Origin of the sequence: Paraburkholderia sp. SIMBA_030 (assembly GCF_046535245.1) — a bacterium.
Lineage (GTDB): Bacteria > Pseudomonadota > Gammaproteobacteria > Burkholderiales > Burkholderiaceae > Paraburkholderia.
The window spans coordinates 350,032-373,660 of the sequence record NZ_JAWRXB010000006.1; the positions used below are offsets into that span (position 1 = coordinate 350,032).

Sequence of the window (23,629 nt, forward strand, 5' to 3'; positions counted from 1 at the left end):
GGAGGCTGATGAGCTCGACGAGCTTGACTCGCCCGACAGATGACGCGTCATCGGCTCGTGCCTCCCGCGCCGACCTGCGCTTCGATCTCGCCCACCACCTCGAACAGATCGCCTACCAGCCCAATGTCCGCGACCGAAAAGATCGGTGCGTCCGGATCTTTATTGACCGCAACGATGGTCTTCGAGTCCTTCATCCCGGCCAGATGCTGAATCGCACCGGAGATGCCGAATGCAAGGTAGACGTCGGGTGCGACCATCTTGCCGGTTTGCCCGACCTGTGCGGAATTCGGCGCGTAGCCGGCATCCACTGCGGCCCGCGATGCGCCTAGCGCCGCGCCCATCTTTTCCGCCAGTTTGCCGAGCCGTTCCATGTTGTCCTTCGATCCCAGACCGCGGCCGCCCGCGACGACGATCCGCGCGTCCGACAATTCGCGGCCGGTCTGTGCCGAGGCCTGGCGTTCGACGAGCTTCGTCCTGCTAAAGCCCGCGATGGGTTCGGCGATCACACGCCGGCCGTTGCCGCCGCTGTCGGCCGCGGGTGCGAACGACGATGCCCGAAATGTCGCAAACGTCACGGCACTCGCGGTGTTCACGTTAGCGATGACACTTCCCGCATAGAGGCTGCGCACAAAAGAGCCTTCCCCTTCGACGGCGATCACATCCGGAATGAACGCACCGCCGACCAGCGCCGCGGCGCGCGGCAGGGCGCTGCGGCCGAGCGTCCGATGACTCGCGGCAATCAGCGAATACGGTCCGTGCATCGCGTGCATCCGGTGTAGCTGCGCGGCGAGCGTTTCAGGCACGACGTACTCGCTCGCGGCGCCCGCCATCATGAGAACGCGCTCGATCCCGGCGATCTTTTCGACCGTGGAGGCAAGCGCGGGATCCGGCAAGAACACATCGACCGGCAGAGCGCGTTGCAACGCCGCGGTGATGACGCGAAGCGTCGCGTCGGCCACGCGGCCGTTTTCGTTTTCAGCTACGACAAGGCTTCTCATGCGGGGACTCCTGGCTGGTCGAACACACGTCGTTCCATGAGCGCGGCAATCAGCGCGGCGCTGTCGGCGACCTTGATGCCGGGCTGACGAACCGGCGGGTCGCTGAGCTTGACGACATGGCTTTGCGGCGTCATGCCGATGGCCAGTGTGGCGGCATCGACGATCGCGAGTGGCTTCTGCTTCGCCTTGACGATGCTCGGCAAGGTCACCCGGCGCGGCTCGGCTAGGCGCAGATCCGCGCTGACGACAGCCGGACCCTCGAGCAGCCACGTCGCCGTGCCGGTGTCGTCGCCGCACGTGACGGACCAACCCGTGCCATCCGCCGAAAGGCTACCGGCGTTCAATGCCTGCGGCCAGTCGAGCAGGGCGGCGAGCATCGCGGCGACACCGCCGATATCGCCGTCGATCGCCTGCTTGCCGCACAGCACGAGGCCGTATTCGCGAGTCGCCATGTGGGCGTTCAGCAGGCGGGCGACTGCCAGCGAATCCAACGTGGAAGTCGCCGTCGCTGTATCGACCAGCACAGCATCGTCGGCACCCATCGCCAGCGCCGTGCGCAAGACGTCCTGGCTGGCTTGCGTGCCGCATGTGATCACCGTGACCTTCGATGCGGCGCCGGCTTCCCTGAGTTGCAAGGCCTTTTCGACCGCGCATTCGTCGAACGGATTGAGCGACATCTTGAGACCCGTGGTGTCGATCGAACCGTTCGCGGCGACCCGTACGCGCACATTCGCGTCCACTACACGTTTGACTGGAACCAGAATGTTGATTGTCATGACTGGAGCATTCATCGATCGGGAATCAGGAAACCGCGCCGGAGCCGTATTTGCCCACCAGCAGAGCACCGCTGGCGAACCGGTCGAGCGCATAGGGCGCGAGGGAAACATCGGTGGGCAGGCCGAGTGCATGCTGGGCGAGGATCTTGCCGATGCCCGGCGACAGCTTGAAGCCATGCCCGGAGAAGCCGAAGCCGACCACCAGTCCCTCGATATCGGCGACGCTGCCCAACACCGGGTTCCAGTCGGGCGTCACGTCATAAACGCCGGTCCATGACGAAGCGAGACCCGCGGCTTCGTAAGCAGGGAAGCGTTCGGCAACCTGCGCGCCGACCTCGGCGACATAGTCCAGCGAGATATCGCCCTGTTCCGTTTCCGGCGAGTTCAGCGTTTCGCCGACCACGCCTTCGGACACGAGCATCTGGCTGCCGCCATAGCTGCGGTAATAGAGCATGCCGGCCGAGCCCAGGTCCTTGAACGCCGGCATCCTGAACGAGTACGCGGCGCCGTCGCATTCGAGCGCGAGCACCGTGTGACGCTCCGGCTTGACCGGCAGCGGCACGCCGATCCAGCCGGCGAGTTCCGGCGTCCAGATGTTCTGCGTGCTGATGAGGGTGCCGCAGCCGAAGTTTCCGGCGCTCGTCTCGACGCCGGTGATCCGGCGTCCTTCGCGGATGAGGCCCGTGACCGTGACGCCTTCCATGATCTTGACGCCGCGCCGGCGCGCCGAACGGGCAAAACCTGTCGCGACCAGATAGGCATCGGCAAAGCCCGCTTCCGGTTCGAAACCGATCAACGCGGCGTCGTCGAAGCTCGCGATCGGCAGGCGCTCGTGCGCCTCGGCCTTGTCGAGCACCTGCACTTCGATGCCCATGTCCTGCTGCGCGGCGAGCGAGGCGCGCAGCGGCTCCAGCTTGTCTCCCGCGGGCGAGCAGATCAGGTAGCCGCATTTGACGAGGCCGCAGGACGCTTCGTCGTCGCCGACATATTCGGCGAAATTATTGAACGCCCACCAGGACGAGCGCGCGAGTTCCACATTCTGGCGCACCGAATAATGCGTGCGCAGCAGGCCGGACGACTGCGAGGTGGTGCCCGCGCCGATCGTGCCCTGCTCGATGACCAGCACGCTCTGTGCACCTTGTGCGGCGAGATGGTGGGCGACCGACGCGCCGATGACACCAGCGCCGATCACGATGAAATCGTAGTGGCTCATGTGGACCTCTGTGTGGCAATGAGGCGAATTCTAGGAAAATGCCGGCCGCGCCAATTTTGTATTAGGCAAACTTATGGCGACCCAATGCAATTTCTCATCCTGAACACCGGCACCGCAAAAATCGGCACCATGCTTTCGTGCCGCACAGGATGCCCGGCAGGTCACCCACGCGAGCGGAGCATTCCATGAGACGAACCCCGACCCCGATCGATCTGCGCGCGCTGCAGGCATTCGTCGCCGTGTGCGAGTGCGGCTCGATGACGGGCGCCGCAAAGCAGCTGGGCGTGAGCCAGAGCGCGGTCAGCCAGTCGATTGCCGCGCTGGAGCGCGACCAGGGCGTGACGCTGTTCGACCGCGAGAGCCGCCCGCCGCGGCCGAACGTGGCGGGGCGCGCGCTGCTCGAACTGGCGGATCCGTTGATCGAGCATGCGCAGATGGTCAGCGCCCGCATCGGCGATGCGTCGCATACCGGCAAGATGCCGGTGCGGCTGGGCTGTGTCGATTCGTTCGCGGCGACCGTCGGCCCGGAGTTGATCCGCGCGGTGTCGAATTCGGAGCGGCAGATTTCGATGTGGTCCGGTCTGACGCCGGGCCTGAGCAAGCAACTGCACGACCGGGAACTGGATATAGCGATCTGCACGCAGACCACGCTGAACGACGCACGGATCGTCGAAGTGCCGCTGTTTTCCGAGGCATTCGTCGTAGTGGTTGCGCGCAGCTATCTGAGCGGGCGCCGCAATCTCGACTGGCGCTCGCTCGCGCCGGAGATGCCGCTGATCCGCTATACGGCGCGCTCGGTGATCGGGCAGCAGATCGAGCGTTTCGCGCGGCATCTGGGTATCGACAGTCCGCGGCGTTACGAGTTCGATGCGACCGATCCGCTGCTGAGTCTGGTGGCGGCGCGCGTGGGATTTGCGATCTCGACGCCATTGTGTCTGTGGCAGGCGCGCCACTATCTGGACGAAATCGCGGTGATGCCGTTGCCGCCGAGCCGTCTCGGGCGGCGCGATTTCTTTCTGTTGCACCGTCAGGGTGAATGGGATCAGTTCGCCGGCGACATCGTCAAGCTGACGCGCGGCGTGCTGGATAACGCGATCCGGCCGTCGCTGGCGCGGGCGCTGCCCGATTTGCCGGACGACGCCTTGCACTGACACGGGGAACGTGGATCGCGAGTGGCCGTTGACGCGCTTGCCTTGAAGGTGCAACCGGTTTTGCACACCCATGTTCGAGGCGTCGCCGCACGCAGTTCAGATGCTTGGCGCCGCTCGTTTTGTATAAGCGTTGCTTTTGATGCTGCTTAAGCGCACACCTCGTTATTGTGCAAAGTCGCACCAGCCACGACGACGATGTGCACCGCAGTCAAGCCAGCGAGCGCCTCAGCTTGAATATCGACGAAGGCTCGCTGCGCGCAAAACGTTTATTGGTGGGAATTTTTGATTCACATAGATAAACATGGCACAAACGTTGCATTGAATTTACCCAGCGGTCGTGGCCGGAAGCATTGAGAGATCAGTCAGCGCTCGACTGCGGATACACAAAGATCGACAGGAATTGAATGGGCGTCTTGATCAGACGTTCCGGGCCGTGCGGTATCTCGCCCTGGAAGGTGAGCGTGTCGCCGGGATGCAGGACGTAGGTTTGCTGTCCGTGGCGGTATTCGATCACGCCTTTGAGCATGTGGATGAATTCGGTGCCCGGATGCTCGAACACGGGAAAGCGTTCAGCCTCGTCCTCCATCGTAATCAGGAAGGGCTCGAAGAGCTTGCGCGGACCCTGGTCGTAAGCAAGCAGGTGATAGGTGTGCCCGCGTTTGGTGCCTTTGCGGACCACCTCCATGCCGGCGCCTTTTTTGACGAGCTGTGCACCGCCTTGCGGCACGTCGAAATTGCGGAACAGTGTGGAGAGCGAAACGCCGAGCGCCTGGGCGATGCGGTTGAGCACATCGAGGCCCGCGGAGGTCTGCGCGTTCTCGATCTTCGAGAGCATGCCGCGGCTGATGCCGGCCTGCGCGGAGACCTGGGCGATCGTCAGACCGTGGCGCTGGCGTAGCTCGCGAATGGTGATGCCGAGGTAGCGTTCGAGCGGCGTTTTATTGTCTTCACCGGTTTGCATGTAGGCCTCACGGAAAAGGAAAGCGTAGCAGATTGCAGCGCCGGATCGTGCGCGAAGAGTTTCACCTGGAGAATCTTTGTTGCTCTTCAATAAAGTACCCGACTGATTGAAGACCAGCTTGAAGCGCGCCGCAACCGGCGTTCAAAAGCGTGTTGCATAGCCTGGCCAGATGCGTTGCATGTGGCTTTTCCAAACCACGAAGGATGTTGTTGCAAGGAGTGGCGATGAACCTGAACGATGCGAGCAAGCTGCCGGTCAACGAACTCGGATGCGTGCCCCGCTTCGGCTCGGCGGAAGAGGCGCAAGCTTATCTGACGCAGCAGGGCGTGAAGTACGTGCTGGCGCAGTTTGTCGATATTCACGGTGTGGCCAAGGCGAAATCGGTGCCGGTCAGTCATCTGAAGAGCGTGTTGAAAGCGGGCGCCGGTTTCGCGGGGTTTGCGATCTGGGGTGTCGGCATCGAGCCGAACGGACCCGATTACATGGCCGTCGGCGATCTGGCGACGCTCACGCCGGTGCCGTGGCAGCCGGGCCTGGCACGGATCGTCTGCGACGGTCATGTCGATGGCGAAGCGTGGCAATACGATTCGCGCGTCACCTTAAAGAAGCAGGTCGCCCGGATGACGGAGCGCAACTGGACGCTCTTCACAGGTCTGGAGCCGGAATTCTCGCTGCTGCGCCGTTCGGCGTCCGGCACGCTGGAGCCATGCGATCCGAGCGACACGCTTGCCAAGCCGTGCTACGACTACAAGGGTCTGTCGCGTACGCGCGTCTTCCTGGAAAAGCTTACCGAATCGATGCGCGCGGTCGGCATCGACGTCTATCAGATCGACCACGAAGACGCCAACGGTCAGTTCGAAATCAACTACACGTACACCGATTGCCTGACCTCTTGCGATCACTACGTGTTCTTCAAGATGGCCGCCTCCGAGATCGCCAATGAACTCGGCATGATCTGCTCGTTCATGCCGAAGCCGTTCGTGAATCGTCCGGGCAACGGCATGCACATGCATATGTCGATCGGCGACGGCGAGCGCAACCTGTTTGCCGATCCTGCCGACAGGCTCGGCATGGGGCTTTCGTCGCTCGGCTACCAGTTCACGGCGGGCCTGCTCGCGCACGCGCCCGCGCTGACCGCGCTGTGCAATCCGACAGTGAACTCGTACAAGCGGCTCGTGGTCGGCCGCTCGCTGACGGGCGCGACGTGGGCGCCGGCGTACATCAGCTACGGCGACAACAACCGTTCGACGATGGTGCGCATGCCTGGCGAACGTATCGAACTGCGCCTGCCTGACGGCGCATGCAATCCCTATCTCGCGACCGCGGCCGTGATTGCCGCGGGACTCGACGGCATCGACCGCGGGATGTCGCCGGGCGAACCGGCTAACGAGAACCTGTACGAGTGGTCGCCCGCGCGGCTGGCTGAACACGGCATCGGCGTGCTGCCACAAAACCTCGAGCAGGCGCTCGACGCACTCGAAAGTGACCGCGTGATCTGCGACGCACTCGGCCCGGTTGCCGATGAATTCCTCAAGCTCAAGCGGATGGAGTGGCTCGAATACATGCGCCACGTCTCGGACTGGGAACTGAAGACCTACCTCGAATTTTTCTAAGGAGAACCACTATGTGCGGAATCGTGGGCTTGCTGGTGAAGACGCCGGCACTGCGCGAGCGGCTCGGCGAACTGATGGTGCCGATGCTGATCGGCATGACCGAGCGTGGACCGGACTCGGCGGGGCTTGCGGTATTCGGCAAGCCGGTCGATGCGAGTCAGCGCAAGCTTAGCATCTACGCGGGCTTCACCGAGGAAGGCGCGGATTTCGCGTGGCAGCCGCTGGTGGAAGCGCTGAACGTGGCGATGGATGTCACCGCGCGCGTCGACTCGAAAGGCAATCATGGAGTACTGACGGTGCAGGGCAACGTCGAGCGCGTGAAGACGTGGCTGCGCGAACGCTATCCGAAGCTGTATCTGCTCTCGAGCGGGCGCTCGATCGATCTGTACAAGGATATCGGCTCGCCGTCGCAAGTTGCCGAGCGCTATGACTTCGCGAATCTGAAGGGCTCGCATCTGGTCGGTCACACGCGCATGGCGACGGAGTCGGCGGTCACGCCGGACCGCGCGCATCCGTTCACGGCCGGCGACGACTTCTGCCTGGTCCACAACGGTTCGCTGTCGAACGCGCATGGCGTGCGCCGCAAGCTCGAACCGCAAGGCATTCACTTCGATACCGACAACGACACCGAAGCCGCCTGCCGCTTTCTCGAATGGCGTCTGCGTGAAGGCGACACGCTGCCGGCCGCATTGCAAAAAGGTTTCGAAGAACTCGACGGCTTTTACACGTTCCTGATGGGCACTTCGACCGAACTCGCGTTGATTCGCGACCCGTTCGCGTGCAAGCCGGCGGTGGTCGCGGAAAACGACGACTACGTCGCGATTGCTTCCGAGTTCCGTTCGCTCGCGCATCTGCCCGATATCAAGAACGCCAGGGTCTTCGAACCTGCACCTGAGGAGATGTACGTATGGAAAGCCTGACATTCGATCTGGAGCGCACGACGGTCCGTGAGCTGAATCAGTTCCTGCACAAACCGGCCAGCGAACTGGAAGGACAGATGGTTGCCGTGGTCGCGCCGAACGGTGCGCATAACCTCGCGGTCGGTGTGGATGCGCCGGTGAAAGTGACGATCGCCGGTCACGCCGGCTACTACGCGGGCGGCATGAACAAGCACGCGACCATCGAGATCGAAGGCAGCGCGGGCACCGGCGTCGCGGAAAACATGATGAGCGGCAAGGTACACGTGAAGGGGTTTGCCTCGAACGGTGCGGGCGCTTCGGCGCACGGCGGCCTGCTGGTGATCGACGGCGATGCGGGCCTGCGCTGCGGTATTTCGCTGAAGGGCGGCGACATCGTGGTGGGCGGCTCGGTCGGCAGCTTCTCGGCGTTCATGGCCCAGGCCGGGCGCATGGTGATCTGCGGCGATGCGGGCGATGCGCTCGGCGACTCGCTTTACGAAGCGGTGCTGTACGTGCGCGGCGAAGTGAAATCGCTCGGCGCGGACGCGCGGTATGAGCTGATGACGCAAGCCGATCTCGACGCCGTGCGCGCACTGCTCAGCGCCGCCGGCATGGACCACGATCCGGCGTCGTTCAAACGGATCGCCTCCGCCCGCACGCTCTATCACTGGAACGCCGACGCGAACCAGGAATATTGAACACACGCTCTCCTCTCGAAGAAGGTTCTCATGGAAGCCAAACCCGTTCACTTTGCCCGCTTGCAGCAGGAAGAGTCGCAAGGCTACGACCGCAAGACGATCGACTATATTCACTCTGCCGCACAGCGCGGCCTCTATGAAATCCGCGGTCTGGGGGCGAAACGCCGCGTGCCGCATTTCGACGATCTGCTGTTTCTCGGCGCCTCGCTGTCGCGCTATCCGCTCGAAGGGTATCGCGAGAAATGTGCGACGCAGACGGTGCTCGGCACGCGCTTCGCCAAAAAGCCGGTGGTGCTCGACATTCCGATCACGATTGCCGGCATGAGCTTCGGCGCGCTGTCCGCGAACGTGAAGGAAGCGCTCGGCCAGGCCGCGACCGCGATGGGCACCTCGACCACCACCGGCGACGGCGGTATGACCCAGGAAGAACGCCGTTCGTCGAAGACGCTGGTGTATCAGTGCCTGCCGTCGCGCTACGGCTTCAATCCGGACGACGTGCGCCGCGCCGATGCGATCGAAATCGTGATCGGCCAGGGCGCGAAGCCGGGCGGCGGCGGCATGCTGCTCGGGCAAAAGATCAATCCGCGCGTCGCCTCGATGCGCACGTTGCCGGCCGGCGTCGATCAGCGTTCGGCGAGCCGTCATCCGGACTGGACCGGCCCCGACGATCTGGCGATCAAGATTCAGGAACTGCGCGAAATCACCGACTGGGAGAAACCGGTCTACGTGAAGGTCGGTGCAACCCGCACGTTCAACGACGTCAAGCTCGCGGTGCATGCGGGCGCGGACGTGGTCGTGATCGACGGGATGCAGGGCGGCACGGCGGCGACGCAGACCTGCTTCATCGAGAACGTCGGCATTCCGACGCTGGCTGCGGTTCGCCAGGCGGTGGACGCGCTCGAAGACCTGAACATGAAAGGCCAGGTACAACTGATCGTATCGGGCGGCATCCGCACCGGCGCTGACGTGGCGAAGGCATTGGCGCTCGGCGCGGACGCGGTGGCGATCGGGCAGGGCATGCTGATGGCGCTCGGCTGCAACAGCGATACGTACTTTCAGAACGGCACGCTGCATTCGGCGGCGGCGGACTACGCGGCGCTGAACACGTCGCCGGGTTTCTGCCATCACTGTCACACGGGCAAGTGCCCGGTCGGCGTGACCACACAGGACGCGGTGCTCGAACAGCGTGTGCAGCCGGATGAAGGGTCGCGCCGCGTGCGCAACTACCTGAAGACGCTGAACATGGAACTGACGACGATCGCGCGTGCGTGCGGCAAGCAGAACGTGCATCACCTCGAACCGGAGGATCTCGTCGCCCTCACCGTGGAAGCCGCGGCGATGGCGCGCATTCCGCTTGCAGGCACGTCGTGGATTCCCGGATGGACCCGATGAATTAAGTTGTTTCGAGATTTTTGACTGTGCAAAAGTTGAGCGCATTCAACTTTGATTCACCCATCTATCAGGAGCCCGACATGAGCACTCCGCAAAGCACCACGCAAGTACCGCCGGCATCATCCGGCGGCTTGCGTGCCGGTACTTTAGGTTTTCCCGAGGTGATCGGCCAATCCATCGCGAACCTTTCGCCGACCTTCACGCCGTCGATCAACGTGACCGCAATCGCCGCGCTGGCCGGTGCGGGGACCTGGTTGATTTATGGTCTTTCGACGCTCGGGCTGCTGCTGGTGAGCATGAGCATCATCGCGCTCTCGAGCCGGATCGCGTCGGCTGGTTCGTTCTTTATCTATATCTCGCGCGCCCTTGGGCCGATGGCGGGTGGCATCGCCGGCTGGGGCCTGATCGCGGCTTACGTGGGCACTGCAATGGGGGTTGGCGCCGCAGGCGTAGTGTTCGTGCAGAACGCATTTACGGCCTGGGGTGTCAATATCCCGTCGTGGGCGGTCTACACGATCTTTGTCGGCCTGGCCTGGTTCTTCTCGGCACGTGACGTGAAGCTCTCCTCGCGCCTGTCGCTGGCAATCGAAGCCGCTTCGGTGGTTATCGTGGGCGGTGTGCTGATCTACGTGCTCGCACTGCACCCGGACCATATCGTCGACCATACGCAACTGGGGCTGCAGGGCGTGAGCGGTAAGGGCATGGCACAGGGCATGGTGCTCGGCATCTTCTCGTACGTCGGTTTCGAAAGCGCGGCCTCGCTCGGCCAGGAAACCAGGAACCCGCTGCGTGTCATTCCGCGTGCAGTGGTGTGGTGCGTGATCCTGTCGGGTCTGTTCTTTATGTTTGTGGCCTATTCGATGACGATCGCCTACCACGACGACGCAGCCAAACTCGGCGGCGATTCGGCCGTGCTCAGCACCTTGCTCACGAGCGTCGGCGCCTCGCCGCTCGGTCCGGTGTTTTATCTGATTGCCTCGGTCAGCGCGTTCTCGTGCGTGCTTGCGTGCATCAACTCGTCCAGCCGCCTGCTGTATTCGATGGGCCGCTACCAGTTCGTGCACCGCTCGATGGGCATGGTGCACCGCACGCACCAGACGCCGTACCTGGCCGTTGCGTTTTCCTCGATCGTGACCTTCGTGGTGTGCATCGCGATGCTCGGCACGGGTCCGCTCAACACCTTCGGCTATACCAGTACGTTTGCGACCTTTGGCTTCCTGGTCACGTATTTTCTGGTCGCGGTCTCGGCGCCGATCTACCTGAAGAAGCAGGGCGAGCTGAAGTCGATCAACGTGCTGTGGGGCGTGCTCGGCGCACTGGCGATGGTCGGCGCGGTGATCGGCAGCGTGTATCCGGTGCCCGATTATCCGTATAACATCCTGCCCTATCTGTTCGTTGCGTATATGCTGGTTGGTGCAATCTGGTTGATGATGCTCAAGAAGCGCTCGCCGCAAGTGCTCGAGAAGATCGAGCACGATCTGGAAGCAAGCGACGTGATGACCCACGGCAAAAAGTAAATGAGTGAACCCTTCTCTCCGGATAGTTTGCCCGCACCGAACACGGGCCGGATGTCAGACGATCCAGAGGGAAGGCCCGCTAGCCGTCGCGCAATGGGCGGCCAGGAAATCGACCTGCAGTTGCGGCCGGAGCGCGGCGAGTGCGCCGCCCTCGAGATCGGTTGTGTCTCTAGCCCTGCCCGCGCTCGCGGGCAGGATCACATCAACGAAGACTACGTCGGCGTGATGCTCGGCGATCTGGCCGCGCGCGCCGCGCGTGGCAGCGTGATCGCTCTCGCCGATGGCGTGAGCGGCAGCAAGGGCGGGCGAGTTGCGGCCGAACTCTCGGTGCGGACCTTTATCGACGCCTATTACGGGCTCCCCGACACCTTGCAGCCCGGCGTGGCCGCTGCGCGCGCGCTCGAGGCGATACACGGCTGGCTGCATCAGATCGGCCGCGTCGATCCCGCACTGAAGCAGATGGCCGCGTCCTTTGCGGCGCTGATCGTGCGCCGCGCTACCGCGTATCTGGTGGCGGCCGGCGATGTGCGGCTCTATCTGCTGCGCGATGGACAACTGACCCAGCTCGGCGACGACGACGTGGTGCCGGTCGCCTTCGGTTCTTATGTGGCGCACGCGGTCGGCATGCTTCCGACGCTGGTGACTCGCATCGAAACCCTGGAGCTGCGCGAGGGCGACCGCCTGCTGATGTGCTCCGACGGGCTCTATCGCCGTGTGCCGATGCGCGAGCTGCAGACGGTGCTGGCGGCGCGTAGCGGTGCGCTCGACACTGCGCGCCGGCTCGGTGCGCTGGCGGCGACGCGCGGCTCGCAGGACGACGTGACGAGCGCGGTGCTCGATGTGGACAGCCTGCCTTTGCTCGATGTCGGCTACCTGGAGCGGGTGGTCGGCGCCTTGCCGATTCCGGCCGTGCCCGATGCCGGCGATGTGGTCGATGGATATCTGCTCGAGAGCGTGTTGAGCGATGGCTTTTATTCGCGGATATTCTCCGGCTACGATCTGGCCGATCCGGGCACGCCGCTGGCGCTCAAGTTTCCCAAGCCGCGTGTCGAGCAGGACGAGAACGTGCGCCAGTCGATCGTGCGCGAGCGCTGGCTGGCAGGCAAGATCGGCGACGATGGCGTGCTCGCGCCGATGCCGGTCGATGCTGACCGGCAAACCCGGCTCTATGTGGTGATGCCGCTCGGCGCAGGCGTCACGCTCGAAAAACTGCTGGCAGCGCCTCAGCCCATCGCGCTGCCGCGCGCGATCGGGATCGCGCGGCAGCTGGGACATTCGATCGACGCGCTGAATCGCCGCAATATCTTCCATCGCGATATCAAACCCGAGAACGTGCTGGTGGTGCAGGGCGATAGCACACGCCTGCTCGATCTCGGGTTCGCTTACATGCCGGGCATGCAGGTGCCGGGCCCCGACGCCGCACCGGGCTCGCCCGCTTATATGGCGCCTGAGTTGATGAAGGGCGCACAGGGCGATGCGCGCTCCGAGGTGTTCGCGTATGGCGTGACCCTGTACCGGCTGTTCAGCGGCGGCAAGCTGCCCTACGGCTTTAATGGCCGCGTGCCGCTCTATCAGTACCGGCCCGACGCGCCGCAATGGCTCGACCTGGTGCTGGAGAAAGCCCTGCAACCCGATCCGGCACGCAGGTATCAGGACGTGCTCGAAGTCTGCGCCGATCTCGAACGTTTTTCGAGCGGTCGAGACGCGATGGCGCCGGTTCGGCGCAAGCCTTTGCTCGAGAGCGATCCGGTGCTGTTCTGGCAGGCGGTCGCGGTGCTGTTGCTGGCGCTGCTGGTGTGGGCCTTGATGCGGCATTGAGCGGGGTGGGTGGCGCGGCCCCGCCGCGCCACTCGGCGCAAGCCGCGCGCCATTGCCCGTGCTGCTGCCGTTCAAGCGCGCACACGGCTCTTATCCGGATCGTAGAAGATCGGCGCCACGACCTGAGCATCGATGCGTTTCTGATGCCCGTCGATCTTGCCGACTTGCACGCGTGTTCCCGGTTCGGCACGAGTGGTATCGATCCGGCACAGCGCAATGTTCTTGCCGAGTATCGGCGAACGCACGCCGCTCGTGATCACGCCGATCTGCGCGCGCCCGTCGTGTACGCAGTCTCCGTGATGCGCGGGTTCGTTGCCGGCGAGTTCGAGTCCGACCAGCTTGTGACGCGGATGCGCACTGCGGGCAAGCAATGCTTCGCGGCCGATGAAGTCGTCCGCTTTGGTTTTTAGCGGCACCGAAAAACCGATGCCTGCTTCGAACGGATCGGTCTCGTCGGTGAACTCGTAGCCGGCGAAGATCAGGCCGGCTTCAACGCGCAGCATATCGAGCGCATTCAGTCCAAGCGGAACCATGCCTAGCGGTTGCCCGGCCGACCACAGGCGGTCCCACACGCGTTCGGCATCTTGCGGATGACACCAGACTTCATAGCCGAGTTCGCCGGTATAGCCGGTGCGCGAGACCATGATCGGACAGCCTTCGTCATTGTCGAGCCGGCCGACCAGAAAGCGGAACCAGCCGAGGCGCTCGAGCGTCGGCTGGGTGGGCGGCGCCCACACCACCTGCTTCAGCAACTCGCGGCTCAGCGGCCCCTGAATCGACAGATTGTGAATCTGATCCGATGCCGATTTGATCCACACTTTCATGCCGAGCGCCGCAGCTTGCTCGCGCAGCCAGACACCGGCGTAGTCTTCGCCGCAAATCCAGCGGAAATTGTCCGGACCGAGGCGCAACAGGGTGCCGTCGTCGAGCATGCCGCCGTGCGGATAGCACATTGCCGAATACACGACCTGGCCGACCGTGAGGCGCCGGACGTCGCGCGTCAGGCAGTACTGCAACAGGGCTTCCGCGTCGGGACCGATGATCTCGAACTTGCGAAGCGCGGACAGATCCATCATGGCGACGCGCTCCCGGCAGCCGAAGTATTCTTCGACGGTGCCGAAGCCCTCGTAGTGTGTGGGCAACCACCAGCCGCGATAGTCGGTGAAATGGCGGGTGAGCGCAGAGGTTTTCGCGTGAAAACCTGACTCGCGGGTCAGTACCGGTTCGGCATCGGGCGTGGTTCGGGTAGCCATGGCAATGGAGAAGCGTTCCTTGTTCGGATAGACGCGGATCTGGATATCGGTCGGATTCCAGCCGTTCGCGGGATCGATGTCGTCGGGACAGGACGAACTCACGCACACGAGATCGGTCAGCGCGCGCATCAGCACGTAGTCGCCTGGACGCGACCACGGCTCATCGAGCGTCATTTGCCGATGCGCGTCGATGGCGGTATTGAAGAAGAAATTGATCGCGGGCCAGCCGGTGCGCGGCGCCACGTTGAAAGCGGCGAGGGCGCGGCTCATGTTGTCGCTGCAGTTGCTATGGCCGAAGTAGCCCTGGCTTTCGTAATAGCGCGCTGTGCACGCCAGTGCAAATGAGTCGTGACGGCCAACCGTATCGCGTACGACTTCGAGCATGGGCTGCATGTTTCGATTGAAGAACTTCGAGAACAGGCCGGGAGCGGGATACGCGTTGCCATTCAGCGTTCTCGTCACGGTCTGGTCGAGGTCGAGTTCTTTGTTTCTGCCGAGAGCGGCGAGATCGAAGGCGACGAAATCCGAACATTGCCGACCTGCGACGTCCAGTACCTGAATGTATTCTCCCGCGCGCACTGTGTACGCGGTGGCGGTGCCGGGCTGGATCGTGAAGTCGTTCAGCGTGTCGGCCAATGGTGCGGGAAGCGGCGGCGCGGCGAGCAGCGCGGGATTCGCGCGATCGATCGTGACACGCAAGCCGGTGGGCGGGCTTTGCGAATCGATCGCGCTTGCGATGCCTGGCGCGGCGACGATGACGAGTAGCGCGTCGGCGGCCACGAATTTGCGGGTAAAGCCCGCCGGCGTATCGCCGCTCCAGATAGTCGCCGCGGACTGCAATGCGCTTGCATCGGCGCCACGCCTGAGCAGACCGGTCAACACATGCGAGGTCTCGCTGTTATGCAACAGACTCGCAATGAACGAAGCACCCGCCGACGCTTGTAGCTCGAGCGCGGTCAGCGCCGCTTCGCCATGTGCATCGAGAACCATGAGCTCGCAGGGCTGCCGGCCTTCGATATCCACAATCTGCAAGGTATCGCCGGGCGTGAGCGCGACGACCGTGAGGCCGCCGCCCGACACGCGATATCGCTCGCATCCGGCCGCGCGGGCAAATAGCGCCGGCTCAGCGGGACGCGAGCTTATGGGGGGCCGTATCAGCATGTTCTTCCCTGGCTCGCGCCGGTCAGTTGGCGGTTTTCGGTGCGGGGGCAGGTTCGCCCAGATACGCGTCCATCGAATCATCGTGGGCCGACAGCCACGGCGTGTGATGGGGCGGAGATTGTGTGCCGGTCATCAGCGAGCGATAGGACTTGTTGCGGTAGCCCATGATGTCGTCATGCTTGTCGTGTTTCCATTCGAGAAAGGTGCGGTTCACTCCTTCGATGTCGAAACTCGGATAGTCGGTTGCGTCGAGCAGCTCCTGGATATACCTGCCCTGAAACTCGAACATTTCCTGATTGGTGACGAGTTTTTCTTCTTTCGCGCGCCATGCGAGGCTGTGCGCGGTCATTTCTGCTTTCGGTGGCAGCGTGATGCGTCCGAGGATCGCATCGCGCGCATACCAGGCTTGAGCGTCGAACATGTTGAACGAATACCAGAGGTCCTGCATGCCGAGGTAGATCAGGCCGGGATTGTCTTCCCAGAAAATGCCTTTGTAGAGGTTCAATGGCCAGAGGCGATTACCGGTCTTCAGGCATAGTTCGTCGGGCAGGAACGGGAAGTGATGCTGATACCCGGTGCAGAGGATGATCGCGTCGATGCGCTTGTGCGTGTCGTCGGCGAAGTAAGCGATATTGCCGTGTACGCGCTGCAATAATGGTTTCTCTTCCCAGTTGCCGGGCCAGCGATAACCCATCGGCGCCGTGCGATAGCAACTCGTGATGCTCTTCGCACCGTACTTGTAGCACTGGGAGCCGATGTCTTCCGCCGAATAGCTGCTGCCGACCAGCAGCACATCCTTGTCCTTGAACTCCAGTGCGTCGCGGAAATCGTGTGCATGCAGGATGCGGCCGCCAAAACGCTCGAAGCCGGGGAAACTTGGCGCATTCGGCGTCGAGAAGTGGCCGCATGCGTTGACGACGTAATCGAAATCTTCCGACGTCGTCGTACCGGCGGTAAAGTCTTTCGCTGTGACGGTGAATTTTTGAGTTGCGGCGTCGAAGCTCACCTGACGGACAACCGTATTGAAGCGGATATAGGGCCGCACGCCGGCCTTCTCGACGCGTCCGCGAATATAGTCCCACAGTACCTCGCGCGGCGGATACGAGGCGATCGGTTTGCCGAAATGCTCCTCGAAAGTGTAGTCCGCGAACTCCAGACATTCCTTTGGCCCGTTGGACCACAGGTAGCGATACATGCTGCCGTGCACCGGCTCGCCATTCTCGTCGGTGCCGGTGCGCCACGTGTAGTTCCACATGCCGCCCCAGTCCTTCTGCTTCTCGAAGCAGACGATATCGGGAATGTCCGCCCCCTTTTCTCTCGCGGACTGGAAAGCGCGCAATTGCGCCATCCCGGAAGGGCCTGCACCTATGATTGCGACGCGCTTTTTCATGGTTTTTCACTCACTGGATATCTCGTACGGCAACACAGGATTTCCCGCTGGAAAGCGATGCCGGTACGCCAGCCGGGAAGGCGGAGTCGGGCCTGGTTCATCGGAAGATCACGGTGCGGTCGCGATTGAGGAAGACGCGATGTTCGGTGTGGAATTTCACCGCGCGCGACAGCGCCACCGTTTCCGTATCGCGTCCGATCGCTACAAGACCGTCGGGTTGCAGGACGTGATCGACACGCTGCACTTCCTGTTCGATGATCGGTCCTTCATCGAGGTCCGACGTGACGTAGTGAGCAGTAGCGCCGATCAGCTTGACGCCGCGTTCGAATGCCTGGTGGTACGGTTTCGCGCCTTTGAATCCCGGCAGAAACGAGTGATGGATGTTGATGGCCCGGCCGGCGAGCTGCTTGCAGAGGTTGTTGGAGAGGATCTGCATATAGCGCGCGAGCACCACGAGTTCCGTCTCTGTCTCGGCGACGATCTTCAGCAACTCGGCTTCCTGTCGGTCCTTGGTTTCCGGGGTCACCGGCAGATAGACGAAACGAATGCCTTCGCGCTCCGCCATCGGCCGCAGGTCCAGATGGTTCGAGACGATGGCGGTGATCTGCATGTGCAGCTGGCCATTGTGATGCCGGTACAGCAGGTCGGCGAGGCAATGATCGAACTTGCTGACCATCAGCAGCACCTTCATCGGCTGCGCGGCGCTGTGAAGCTTCCATTGCATCGCGAAGTCGTTTGCAATGCTGCCGAAGTCGTGGCGCAACTTGTCGATGCTGCCGGTTTTCGCTTCGTTGAAGCGGAACACCGCGCGCATGAAGAACGTGCCGTTGGATTCGTCGTCGAACTGCGCCAGCTCGCTGATATAGCAGCCCGATTGCGCGAGATAGGACGAGACGGCCGCGACGATCCCGGAAGTGGCCGGGCAACTGATCGTCAGTATGTAGTTCTGGGTCACTGCGACACTCCTGAAATTGCTTGAGAGACGGCGTGAGAGATGTAACGGGAGGCCCGCCAGGGATTAGCCGATCGCGGTGCGCTTCTTCTTTTCAGGATCGTCGAACGGCAGCTCGGCGGCGCTTGCGCGGGCCTTGATGCGCCCGCGCACTTCGAGCGGTGCGTCGGCGCATGCGTAGTCCACGTCGAGGCGGGCAATCGCCATCGAACGGCCGGTCAGCCGCGAGACCATGCCGCAGGTGACGACGCCGACCTGCTTGCCGTCGTTCCACAAGGCGTCGCCGCCGTTGGCCGCTTCGGTGGAGTCCACCAGCACGCCGAAGATCTTGAAGCGCTCCTTGCCTTGCAGACGGAAGTGTTCGCCCGCGCCGCAGAACTCGGTTTTCCCCGGCGATACGGTGAAATCGAGCCCGAGTTCCCACAGCGTGTCGCCCGCCTTTTCGTTCGCGAACGGGTACATCTCGGAGTTGTCGTAAGGGAAGAACAGCAGATAGCTTTCGACGCGCAGCCAGTCGAGCGCCGTGAATGCGCACGGGACGATGCCGAACGGTTCGCCTTTGTCGAGGACGGTGTCCCAGATGAAGGGTGCATCCGCGGCCTTGCAGAAGATTTCGTAGCCGCGCTCGCCGGTGTAGCCGGTGCGCGAGATCATCACCGGCTTGCCGAAGAGTCGCGTTTGCAGATGATGGAAATAAGGCAGATCACGAATGCCCGGCACGTGTTCCGCGAGGAAGTCCACGGCCGCAGGACCCTGCAAAGACAGATCATGCAGATCGTCGTCGAACAGTACGGCGACCTGGCGGCCTTGCGCGGAGCGCACGAGACGTTCATAGCCGGTTCCCGAACCGTGCACGACCATGAATGCATTCGGCCCGGTCCGATAGACGATGCAGTCGTCGATAAACTTGCCGTCTTCATTAAGCATCGCCGCATACACCGACTTGCCGGGGTAGAGCTTGCTGACGTCGCGCGTGGTCGCCCAGTTGAGCAGGCTTTCCGCGTGCGGGCCGACGTAATGGACCTTCTTCAGACCGGATACATCCATCAAGCCAGCCTTGGTGCGAATCGCCTCGTGCTGATCGGCGAGGTTGCCGGAGTACGTCCATGCGGTGCCCATTCCGTTCCAGTCTTCGAGGTTCGAGCCCAATGCGCGATGACGGTCCGCGAGTGCGGAAATACGCCATGAATTAGCCATATCTGCTACTCCAGAGGTGAGGGGGTGTGTGCGGAATCAGCGAGGCATCAGATAGCGTCGTCGAACTGGCTCAACCAGTCGACGAGCGTCTTGCGGTAGCGCGTCATGCCCTTGTAGTCGGCAATCGGTTCGGGCAGGTCGCGCAGGACCCGATGAAGACGGCGCGCCCACGCCGGCTGGGTGACGAGCTCGGCCATGCTGACGAGATAGGTGCGGATGCTGAACATCAGCGCGTTGCTCTGCGGCAGCCTCGCCATGAATTGCAGTTCGACGCGCAGATGCACGCTTTGCGCGACGTTTTCCGGCGTCACCTGGCCGCGCTCCGCGCCCCACAGGTGGTAGGTCTCGGGCGCGGTGTCGAGGCGCGGATTGATCGTGAGCGTCCAGTTCAGACGCCGCACCGGACGGTCCACCTGAAGGTTCAGCAGATACTTCAGCGCGCGATCGAAGATGCCCATCTCGTGCGCCATCGGCACCGGCGAATGCCATTGCCTGAAACTCATTCCCGCATCGAATGCGAGCGACCAGTCCGCGGGTCCGGTGATGACGCCGGCATCCATGAAGAGGTCGCCGTCGCGTTGATCGAGCAGCGCGATATCGCCTTGCGTCTGACGCATCACGTATTCGAGCGGCTCGCACGGCAACGTCTGCGCGTCGCCGAAACGGAACGCCTGCTCGATGCCGAGCGCGCGATTGCGCCATAACCACTGATCGCCCTTGCGCTTGAGCGAAAACAGCTCGGGATAATCCTGGGCGAGATGCTCCATGATCATTTCCAGCGCGTCCCACGAGGCTTTCTGCATGTGCGGCATCACCATGCAGCGGCGCGGATCGTTTTGCAGCACGATCGCGCGCTCGGCGACTTCGGAGCGATAGTGCTCGTCGATATCGAACCAGTGCTCGAAGACCGAGCCTGGATCGCGCGGCGTGGCCGGTTCGATATTCACCGAATACAGGTAGGCGTCTTCGGGAAACGGAAAAGGGAAGCGCGCAATGGCGGCTTCGCTGTTGTGAAACGAAAACGCCTCACGGTAGCTTTCGGCGGGTTTCAGAATGACGCTCATCGGGTGGTCCTCAGAGATCAAGGAAAAGAGAGGTGCTGTGGGCACGCGAGACGCACGGCATCAGATGCGTGGCGCGCTCGGATTCGTGGAGGAACAGATCGCGGTGGTCGATTTCACCGGCAACGTGACGGGTAGCGCACTGACCGCAGACGCCGCCGCGGCACAGGTTCGGAATCTCGAGTCCGCTCGCTTCGAGCGCTTCCAGCAGGGTTTGGTCCGCGGCCACGTCGAGCCTCGAGCCGCTGCGCATGAGTGTCACGACGAACGGCGTGCCGGGCTGCGGCGCGGCGAACGCTTCCCAGTGCACGCGGCCGTCCGGCCAGCCGAGCGCGCGAGCGGTCTCGCGCACGGCAGTCAGAAGCGCTTGCGGACCGCATACATAGACATGCGTCCCCAACGGGCGGCCACGCAGCACCCGTTCGATATCGAGGCGCGCGCGCTCGCCGTCGTAACCATGAAAACGGCTGCCCAGGCGCTCGCTCAACTCGGCGCGATACGCGTCGGTGAGCCCTTGCCGGTAGGCGTAGTGCAATTCGAAATCGGCGGCGTCGCGCTCCAGCGCGGCGACATGCGCGATAAACGGCGTGATGCCGATGCCGCCCGCAATCAGGATGTGGGCGCGCGCGCCGGAATGCAGTGCAAACAGATTGACCGGCGGCGTGATGTTCAACGCCGACCCTTCACGGACCCGCTCATGCATGAACACCGAGCCGCCGCGCGAATCATCCTGCTTGCGCACGGCGATGCGATAGCTGGACGCGTTCGCCGGATCGCCGAGCAGCGAATAGGCGTTGCGCAATGGGCGTTCGTCCAGCGGCAACCGGACCTGGATATGACTGCCGGAGGAAAACTTCGGCAGCCGGCCGTGCACGGCGGCCAGCGTGAACTCGCGCACCACGGGCGTCAGCAGCCGTGTCGCCTCGACTCGAACCTTGATCGTGTTCATGCGCCGTGCTCCGGGTAAGGACGATCCGGATCGGCGCACACGCCGAGATACGCGCCGACGCGCGCTGAGAAATGCTGGCGCACGCCGAGGTTGATGCCGCAGCCGATGCATTCGACTTCGGGCAGGGCGTCGTACACGTGCGATGCGCTGCAATGCACGCAATACACGGCGCGCGGTGCGGCACCGAGCTCGGCGCTGATTTCTTCCGGCAACATGCCCGCTTCGCAGGCGAGGCGACGGATGCGCCAGATGAACGCTTCGTCGCCGCATATATAGAGCCGCAAGCCGACGGCCGCGCGATCCAGAGTCGCGAGAAGATGGCGCTCGAGTGCGTCATGTGTCGGGAAGAACGATGCACGGCGAATCGTTGCCGGGATGTCGCCTTGAACGACCAGTATGCTCACCTCAGGCTCGGCTGGCAGCGTCGCGATGAAAGCCGCGATCTTCGTGAGTGCGTCGGCTTGAACGACCACAACGTGTTGACATGCATCCTCACATATCCGGAGCACCTGATATCGCGGAAGACTCGGAGGAGAGCCCGGTGTTCTGTCGCGCGTCGATGTCATGTCTTTAGTCGCCGGTTTTGTCGTTGCGGGTAACGCACGTGGATCATGTTTCGCTTCAAACGTGTGCATTTGAATCTGAACTAAAACGGGGCGTCTGCTCCATTCGAGTGCGTTGCGAAGCGCTGGTCTGACGGATAAAACACTCGAAAAGCTGCGTTCCCCTCAAGCAAAATAGTTTCTTAAAGGGAAACGCCGTTCAATCCTGACAACGAGGTATGCCCAAAGGAGTAATGCAGCAAACGGCACAGTTCTTGCGTCTAAAAAGCTTTTCTCATGGGATGTCCTGCATGGCGTTGAGCCGAACCCCGATGCGGCGACACGCATCCTCGCAGGCTGCTGGTGAGGTCGATGGCATCGATCTTTCGCTGCGCTTCCGGGATGCGCTATTGCGGGTCTTCGTCGACATCGCGGGCGGACAAAGGTCCACGCAGACCTTGCAGCGTTTTCTTGGCTGGCTCGAAGTGGCGATTCCCGGCAGCTGCGCGGCGCTGGTGATCGCGGGCGAAACGTTGCGTACGGGAGCGTCCGGAGGCGTCCTCTCATGCGATGAACAGCGCGACTGCGCGCAGAAGTCGTCGCATGCCGGATCGTTAAGCGAGTTGTGTTCGGCATGCTCGCGCAGCGGCCGCACGCGGCTGGTCTCGAAGTTTGGCGGCGCTGCACTTCTGCTCGAACTGGCGTCGCCCGCGAGCTCGGCACTGGCAGCGGAAGTCGGCGATGCGGGGCAGGCGCTCGGTGCTGCGATCGCCTTGATTCAGGAGATAAGACAGGAAGACGCAAACACCATCGACGGCGGCGCACAAGTGCTGATCCGCGAACTTCACGATTCAGTCGCGCAGCAGCTTGGCTTCATGTCGTTTCTGGTCAGCCGGGTGCAGCAGCAGTCGCGCAAGCCCGAGGTCGCGGAGCCCCTGATCGCGGAGTTGCGAACCACAATGACGCGGCTGCAGCGCGACGTTCGCCAGTTGATCACCGGTGCGCGCCTGACGCTCGGAGGGCGCTCGTGGCGGCAGGCGCTGGCTGACTCCGTCGATGAGTTTTCGCGCCGCTGCAACGTGGTTTTCGAACTGGATAACCGTGTGCCGGAAATCGAACTCGCGCCGGATGTCGCGCTGCATGCGTTGCAGATCGTGCGCGAAGCGTTGTCGAACGTGGTCCGCCACGCCCATGCGAGACATGCCCGGATCGAAGTGATGGGCGATCCCGCGGGCGCTTTGTGCGTGACCGTCACTGACGACGGGCTCGGGTTGCGGCCCGCATCGGTGGAGGAAAATCACTACGGGCTGGAGATCATGCGCGAGCGGGCGCGTGCGATAGGCGCGCGAGTCGCGATCGAGAATGTGCAGCCGAACGGCGCGCGGGTACGCCTGCTTGTCCCGAATGACGATGCCAGAAGGGAGTCCCTTGATGGGTCCGACGACGTTGCTTCTGATTGACGACCATCCGCTGTTCCGGCGCGGCCTCGCCGAGTACTTCAACTCGACCGGGGAGTTTCAGGTGGTCGGCGAAGCTTCCAGCGGCCGGCAGGGCATTGCGCTCGCGGAGCAGTTAAGGCCTGGCCTGATCCTGATCGATCTTCACATGCCGGGACTCGGCGGTTTGCATGTGCTCGACGAACTGGGCCAGCTCGAGATCGAGAGCCGCAAAGTCGTGTTGACCGCCTCGCTCGATCGCAACGAGTTATTGACTGCGCTTCGCCTGGGCGCCGACGGCTATATGCTGAAGGAAACCGAGCCCGAGGATCTGCGCTTGTACATACGCAACTGTGTGCAGGGCGTGATCGTGCTCGACGATTGTCTGGTCACGCTCCTCGCGAAAGACGACGATGTGCCCGAAGGTGAAAGAGGCACTCGTCAGGTCGAACTGACCGAGCGTGAAGCACAGACATTGGCGCTCATCTCGGAGGGCATGAGCAACAAGCAGATCGCCCGGCAGTTGGGCATTAGCGACGGCACGGTCAAGGTCTATGTAAAGAATCTGCTACGCAAGCTGAATTTGCGTTCCCGGCTTGAACTGGCGGCGTGGGTTCACCGCGATGCTCTTGCGCGTCAATGATGAAGGCGT

General features: G+C 62.8%; 20 protein-coding genes. 9 read left to right on the plus strand and 11 right to left on the minus strand.

The features are described 5' to 3' along the window. Positions 1 to 47 precede the first annotated feature (47 nt). From SB772_RS13120 to SB772_RS13130, 3 genes are read right to left on the minus strand one after another with little or no spacing between them, the layout of a single operon-like run. Entirely contained in the window at positions 48 to 998 is a 951-nt protein-coding gene (locus tag SB772_RS13120) for an electron transfer flavoprotein subunit alpha/FixB family protein (protein ID WP_410833662.1), read from the minus strand. Next, positions 995 to 1,768: an electron transfer flavoprotein subunit beta/FixA family protein gene (locus tag SB772_RS13125; protein WP_410833722.1), complete on the minus strand. Its 774-nt coding sequence runs from the start codon at positions 1,766 to 1,768 to the stop codon at positions 995 to 997. Before SB772_RS13125 ends, SB772_RS13120 begins: the two co-directional genes overlap by 4 nt. A gap of 31 nt (positions 1,769 to 1,799) precedes the next feature. Further along, the gene (locus tag SB772_RS13130; RefSeq protein ID WP_410833663.1) at positions 1,800 to 2,987 is read right to left on the minus strand and encodes an NAD(P)/FAD-dependent oxidoreductase; all 1,188 of its coding nucleotides are present in this window, start codon (positions 2,985 to 2,987) and stop codon (positions 1,800 to 1,802) included. Between the two features lie 185 nt (positions 2,988 to 3,172). Here SB772_RS13130 and SB772_RS13135 point away from each other — a divergent pair, with 185 nt between their 5' ends. After that, positions 3,173 to 4,138, plus strand: coding sequence for a LysR family transcriptional regulator (locus tag SB772_RS13135; RefSeq protein WP_410833664.1), 966 nt, complete (start codon positions 3,173 to 3,175; stop codon positions 4,136 to 4,138). 358 nt (positions 4,139 to 4,496) lie between these two features. On the opposite strand, the gene SB772_RS13140 is transcribed toward SB772_RS13135, so the two are convergent. Then, on the minus strand, positions 4,497 to 5,099 hold the full coding sequence (locus SB772_RS13140; RefSeq protein WP_410833665.1) for a helix-turn-helix domain-containing protein: 603 nt from the start codon (positions 5,097 to 5,099) through the stop codon (positions 4,497 to 4,499). A gap of 224 nt (positions 5,100 to 5,323) precedes the next feature. Between SB772_RS13140 and glnT the strand changes: the two genes are divergently transcribed. The 6 genes from glnT to SB772_RS13170 all read left to right on the plus strand — a co-directional run bounded on the left by glnT (position 5,324) and on the right by SB772_RS13170 (position 13,036). Continuing rightward, positions 5,324 to 6,712 (plus strand): type III glutamate--ammonia ligase, encoded by a 1,389-nt coding sequence (gene glnT / locus SB772_RS13145; RefSeq protein WP_410833666.1) that lies wholly within the window; start codon positions 5,324 to 5,326, stop codon positions 6,710 to 6,712. 11 nt (positions 6,713 to 6,723) lie between these two features. Next, complete coding sequence (locus SB772_RS13150) at positions 6,724 to 7,632, plus strand: class II glutamine amidotransferase (protein WP_410833667.1); 909 nt, start codon at positions 6,724 to 6,726, stop codon at positions 7,630 to 7,632. After that, the gene (locus SB772_RS13155) at positions 7,620 to 8,309 is read left to right on the plus strand and encodes a protein glxC (RefSeq protein ID WP_410833668.1); all 690 of its coding nucleotides are present in this window, start codon (positions 7,620 to 7,622) and stop codon (positions 8,307 to 8,309) included. Before SB772_RS13150 ends, SB772_RS13155 begins: the two co-directional genes overlap by 13 nt. Before the next feature lie 30 nt (positions 8,310 to 8,339). Continuing rightward, positions 8,340 to 9,701 carry an FMN-binding glutamate synthase family protein gene (locus tag SB772_RS13160; protein WP_410833669.1) on the plus strand — a complete coding sequence of 454 codons (1,362 nt, stop codon included), beginning with the start codon at positions 8,340 to 8,342 and terminating at the stop codon, positions 9,699 to 9,701. 80 nt (positions 9,702 to 9,781) lie between these two features. Further along, positions 9,782 to 11,218, plus strand: coding sequence for an APC family permease (locus SB772_RS13165; RefSeq protein ID WP_410833670.1), 1,437 nt, complete (start codon positions 9,782 to 9,784; stop codon positions 11,216 to 11,218). Continuing rightward, positions 11,219 to 13,036 (plus strand): bifunctional protein-serine/threonine kinase/phosphatase, encoded by a 1,818-nt coding sequence (locus tag SB772_RS13170; RefSeq protein WP_410833671.1) that lies wholly within the window; start codon positions 11,219 to 11,221, stop codon positions 13,034 to 13,036. It begins immediately after the preceding gene. Positions 13,037 to 13,107: 71 nt separating this feature from the next. Here the strand turns inward: SB772_RS13170 and SB772_RS13175 are convergent, their stop codons facing one another. The 7 genes from SB772_RS13175 to SB772_RS13205 form a co-directional block, all read right to left on the minus strand. Continuing rightward, complete coding sequence (locus SB772_RS13175) at positions 13,108 to 15,450, minus strand: DUF1989 domain-containing protein (protein WP_410833672.1); 2,343 nt, start codon at positions 15,448 to 15,450, stop codon at positions 13,108 to 13,110. A gap of 22 nt (positions 15,451 to 15,472) precedes the next feature. Beyond that, positions 15,473 to 16,840: an NAD(P)-binding domain-containing protein gene (locus SB772_RS13180; protein WP_410833673.1), complete on the minus strand. Its 1,368-nt coding sequence runs from the start codon at positions 16,838 to 16,840 to the stop codon at positions 15,473 to 15,475. A 97-nt stretch (positions 16,841 to 16,937) separates the two neighbouring features. After that, a complete protein-coding gene (purU, locus tag SB772_RS13185) occupies positions 16,938 to 17,795 on the minus strand; it encodes a formyltetrahydrofolate deformylase (RefSeq protein ID WP_410833674.1) in 858 nt (285 codons plus the stop codon). 63 nt (positions 17,796 to 17,858) lie between these two features. Then, complete coding sequence (locus SB772_RS13190; RefSeq protein WP_410833675.1) at positions 17,859 to 18,989, minus strand: aminomethyltransferase family protein; 1,131 nt, start codon at positions 18,987 to 18,989, stop codon at positions 17,859 to 17,861. A gap of 47 nt (positions 18,990 to 19,036) precedes the next feature. After that, on the minus strand, positions 19,037 to 20,053 hold the full coding sequence (locus SB772_RS13195; protein WP_410833676.1) for a heme-dependent oxidative N-demethylase family protein: 1,017 nt from the start codon (positions 20,051 to 20,053) through the stop codon (positions 19,037 to 19,039). Positions 20,054 to 20,063: 10 nt separating this feature from the next. Beyond that, positions 20,064 to 20,999, minus strand: coding sequence for a PDR/VanB family oxidoreductase (locus tag SB772_RS13200; protein ID WP_410833677.1), 936 nt, complete (start codon positions 20,997 to 20,999; stop codon positions 20,064 to 20,066). Beyond that, positions 20,996 to 21,634, minus strand: a complete 639-nt coding sequence (locus tag SB772_RS13205) for a dimethylamine monooxygenase subunit DmmA family protein (protein WP_410833678.1) — start codon at positions 21,632 to 21,634, stop codon at positions 20,996 to 20,998. Before SB772_RS13205 ends, SB772_RS13200 begins: the two co-directional genes overlap by 4 nt. 239 nt (positions 21,635 to 21,873) lie before the next feature. On the opposite strand from SB772_RS13205, the gene SB772_RS13210 reads away from it, so the two are divergent. After that, positions 21,874 to 23,001 carry a sensor histidine kinase gene (locus SB772_RS13210; protein WP_410833679.1) on the plus strand — a complete coding sequence of 376 codons (1,128 nt, stop codon included), beginning with the start codon at positions 21,874 to 21,876 and terminating at the stop codon, positions 22,999 to 23,001. Beyond that, positions 22,973 to 23,620: a response regulator gene (locus SB772_RS13215; protein ID WP_341316468.1), complete on the plus strand. Its 648-nt coding sequence runs from the start codon at positions 22,973 to 22,975 to the stop codon at positions 23,618 to 23,620. The genes SB772_RS13210 and SB772_RS13215 overlap by 29 nt, the downstream gene beginning before the upstream one ends. The last annotated feature ends 9 nt before the right edge of the window (positions 23,621 to 23,629 follow it).